At 43.7% G+C, this 3,804-nt stretch carries 3 protein-coding genes; all 3 read right to left on the bottom strand.

The features are described from left to right. Positions 1-11: 11 nt before the first annotated feature. Positions 12-1,712, bottom strand: coding sequence for a CocE/NonD family hydrolase (locus VF500_RS01310; RefSeq protein WP_330857940.1), 1,701 nt, complete (start codon positions 1,710-1,712; stop codon positions 12-14). A gap of 195 nt (positions 1,713-1,907) precedes the next feature. Beyond that, positions 1,908-2,606, bottom strand: coding sequence for a response regulator transcription factor (locus VF500_RS01305; RefSeq protein ID WP_330857939.1), 699 nt, complete (start codon positions 2,604-2,606; stop codon positions 1,908-1,910). Continuing rightward, positions 2,603-3,661 carry a sensor histidine kinase gene (locus VF500_RS01300; RefSeq protein WP_330857938.1) on the bottom strand — a complete coding sequence of 353 codons (1,059 nt, stop codon included), beginning with the start codon at positions 3,659-3,661 and terminating at the stop codon, positions 2,603-2,605. The genes VF500_RS01305 and VF500_RS01300 overlap by 4 nt, the downstream gene beginning before the upstream one ends. Positions 3,662-3,804 lie beyond the last annotated feature (143 nt).

Raw genomic sequence — 3,804 nt, 5'->3', positions numbered from 1 at the left:
CGTGTCTTTCCTCACCTCAATACCGGAACATTAATGTAGCTATCATTAAACCATTTTATTTGTAGTGGTTCTTTAGCATCGCTGATAGTTTCGTCACTTACATTTTTTCCTGTTCCGTAATTGATCTGTTCAAAAGGGCTTTTGTTGATATTGAGCAGGATCACGATACGGCTGCCTTTGCTGAATTGACGGCTGGTGATATAGCTGTTGGTAAAAGGAATGCTTTCCATTTGTTCGGGTTTTAATAAATGCCTTTTCTCGGCGTTGGTGGCATAACTCGCCCGGCCCATAAAGTAGGTGAGATAAAAATATTTGCCATCAGGCGTTTCTTCAAACATAACCATATGGTAGTCCATATCTTTTTTATTGATGATGGTTTTTAAAACGCCTGAAAAGGCTCCGCTAACAGTAAGCGGTTGGGTAAGCGGATCACTTTTAAACACCAAACTGCTACCGGTATTCAAGGTGTCATAAATAAGCCGGTTTAAAAAATAATAGCTGCTGATACTATCGCGGTTGGCAAAATCTACGCGTTGCGACGCGAAAGTTGTTTTGACTGGTTTAACCGGATTTAACCGGGAGTTATCCAGGTAAAACTTCAGGGTATCGTTACTCATTTGCTTTAATGAAGGCACATGTTTCCACTCGTTGCTGCCCATAACTTCAAAGTTGAATTTATCCTTCAGAAAAGCAGGTTTGGGTTTGTTTTTGAAGATATAATCAAACCATTGATAAATAATTTCGTGGATGTTGATCCGCGCTGCATCATCAATTTTGTAACCGTTGAAAACGGAATCAGGATGCCCTTGTGAACCGAAATGGCCGTATGGCCCGATGATCACGTAATGATTGGCTTTGGGGTTATATTTAAGATGTTCGCGATAGTAATACATGCCGCCAATCTGTCCGCCGTCGTAATACCCTGTGGTTGTTAGCACAGGTATATTGATATCTGCAAATTCTTTTTTATAAGGGATCATGTTTTGCCAGTATTGATCATAAGTAGGGTGTGCTACCCAATGCCCGAACATGTGATTAATCCCTCTGCCGGTAAGACTGTCCAGCGTGTGGTAAGCTAAGCCCGCGTTATACCATTTCCAATACAGCTGGTTCCATTGCGGCCCGTTGTAATCTTTTTCATCAAGGAATTTGTTATTGCTGGTGTAATACGTCCACGAAAAAACGAAGCTCATTTGCACGTTATTGGTCATGGGTACATCAAGTCCCGGCGCTACGGCAGCCGAAGGCACGATGGTTTTAAGTGCGGGATGAAGCTTTTTTGTAGCGGCCCATTGGGTAAAGCCATTATAACTTCCACCATACATGCCCACACGACCGTCGCTCCAGGGTTGCTTGCTGATCCAGTCGATCACGTCATAAGCATCGCGGCCATCGGTTTCATAGGCCATCGGCTCACCGGGACTGTTCCATTTACCACGGGTATAGGCCATTACGCCAACGTAGCCCCTATCTGCAGCTTCCTGGATTTTTGACGTATCGCTGCGACGGGCGTAAATGGTGAACTGGAAAATGGTCGGTAGTTTTTCAGTTACCCCTTTTTTGCGGGCTATCATTACAGTAACAAATGCGCCGTCGTGGGTTTTTAACAGTACGCTATCCCGAAGGTAGGGCCCTGTGGTTTTTTTGTTTTGTGCCGATGCTATACTGCCGAAAATAAGGCATAGCAAGAGCAGGGAGAATAGTTTTCTCATTATTTTGATTATTAATATGTGTTGTGATTTTTAGCTTAAAAGGGCGGGGTTGCGCGATTCCCCTCTTGAGAGGGGCGGAGGGGTGTGTTTCTGCTTTGTTAAGTATCTTGCATAAACACACCCCTGCTATCGCTCTTTCCTTCGCGCCCCCTCTCGAGAGGGGAATTAAATTTTTCCATATTTTTAATATTATATTTACTTACTTGCTGCCCATTGCCTGAATTTTGCCGATTGCCGTTCGGAAACTTCCAGTTGGGCACCTGTACTAATAGTTATTTTTAAACGGCCATCCACCGTTGTTATGGCTTGAATGTATTGCCGGTTGATGATCTGCGCCCGGTTGATCCTGAAAAACATAGTGCTATTTAATTTTTCTTCCAACTGGTTGAGCGAGCTTTTCAGGAACACGTTTTTATCGCCGAAAAAGATGCGGGCATAGTTATCCATCGATTCAATAAGGTGTACCGAACTCCATTGAATAAAATGGTACTGCTGCCGGTCTTTTACAAAGATCTGCCCGGCTGTATCTGCTTTGCCCAACCGCTGCCTTGCCTGTACTATGGCTTTTTCAAACCTCTCCTCCCGGATTGGTTTTACGAGGTAATCGAGCGCGCTTACCTCAAAGGCTTTAAGCGCGTATTGATCATAGGCTGTTGTAAATATTACCGGTGGTACTTGTTCTAATGATTCGAGCAGGTCAAAGCCTGATTTTTCGGGCATCTGAATATCCAAAAAAAGTAAGTCTGGCGTTTGCTCTTCTATCATTTTCAGGGCATCATCGGCATTGGCAACTTCTCCTGTAATTTCAAAGTCAGGGTAACCAGAGAGCAGGCGCCTTATTTCACTCCGGGCAGCGCGTTCATCATCAATGACCAAAACCCTTATTTTTTTCATACTACAGGGATTTTAATGGTTGCTGTTACTACGTCGTTTGTTTCGCTGATAGTGAAATGGGCAGTACCTTTGTATTGTAATTGCAAACGCTCGTTCAGGTTTTTAATGCCCAGGCCGTTGCTTTCTTCAACAGGGTTTAACCTGCCGGGATTGCTTACCGATATGGTTAAAATGTTATGCTCATTGTTTAGCCGTATATTAATAAGTCCGCCTTGTTTCAATTGACCGATGCCATGTTTAATCGCATTTTCAACCAGGGTTTGGATACACAAGCGTGGAAGCATCATATTTTCCGGTTGATTGTTTGCCTCAATATGGTATTGTAGGCGCTCTTCAAGCCGGAGCTTTTCCAGTTCAAGGTAGTCTTCAACCACTTCAAGCTCTTCTTTTACGGAGATCATTTGGTTATCACCGCGGTAAAGGGAATTACGCAACAGATCGGCCAGCAGGTCTATAGCCCGCCTTGCAGATTTGGGGTCATCAATAACCAAAGCTTTGATGTTATTTAAGGAGTTAAACAGGAAATGCGGGTTAAGTTGTGCTGATAGGTTATTAAGCTGTGCATCGCGGGTAATAACCGCTAACCGGGCGTTTTCTTTGACTATATTAATTTCGCGTTTTGCGTAGTGGTATAGATGATAAGCCAGCAGCCAGATCGACATTAATCGCACCCCGGCCACAAAAATGCTATCGCGATAGAAATCAAAAAAATCACCGAAGGGCTCTGAGAACCCCGGTTTAAACCACACCCTGAAAAGGTAAACCTTTGAAACGGTTACAAACAGGTAAACCAACCCTAATACAATAACCGCGGGTACCAACCGTGGCAATAATTTATTTAATCCCAGGTTTTGCCATCCCAATTTTAAGGCAAGGCACCGGTATAGATGGGTAATGAGGATATACACAGCAACGTCGCTAATATATTGAAGAATACCCAGCAGCCAGTTAAAACCCGGCTGACTGTAGCCAGTATACCCCCAGTAAAGTGCCGCAACCGACCAGCCAATGAGCTGACATTTCCAATAAAGTGATATAGTTGCCTGTCGTTTCAATTTGCTTGCTGTCGATTTATTACCAAAGCAACAAAAACTATTATACAGTTAAAAGATAAAGTACATGGGCGCGGGAATTTAGGGGATGAGCGCAGGAGAGATGCAAGGATTTTAGATGCAAGAGGCAGGACAGGCGCAGGTTA

The sequence above is a fragment of the Mucilaginibacter sp. genome (genome assembly GCF_036383575.1).
GTDB lineage: Bacteria > Bacteroidota > Bacteroidia > Sphingobacteriales > Sphingobacteriaceae > Mucilaginibacter.
Note: the sequence above shows the minus strand (reverse complement) of the source record. Positions and strands in the feature narration are given on the sequence as shown.

Bases quoted from the DNA above. Each gene is read 5' to 3' on its own strand.
- VF500_RS01310 (WP_330857940.1), bottom strand. From the start codon at position 1,712: ATGAGAAAACTATTCTCCCTGCTCTTGCTATGCCTTATTTTCGGCAGT.
- VF500_RS01305 (WP_330857939.1), bottom strand. From the start codon at position 2,606: ATGAAAAAAATAAGGGTTTTGGTCATTGATGATGAACGCGCTGCCCGG.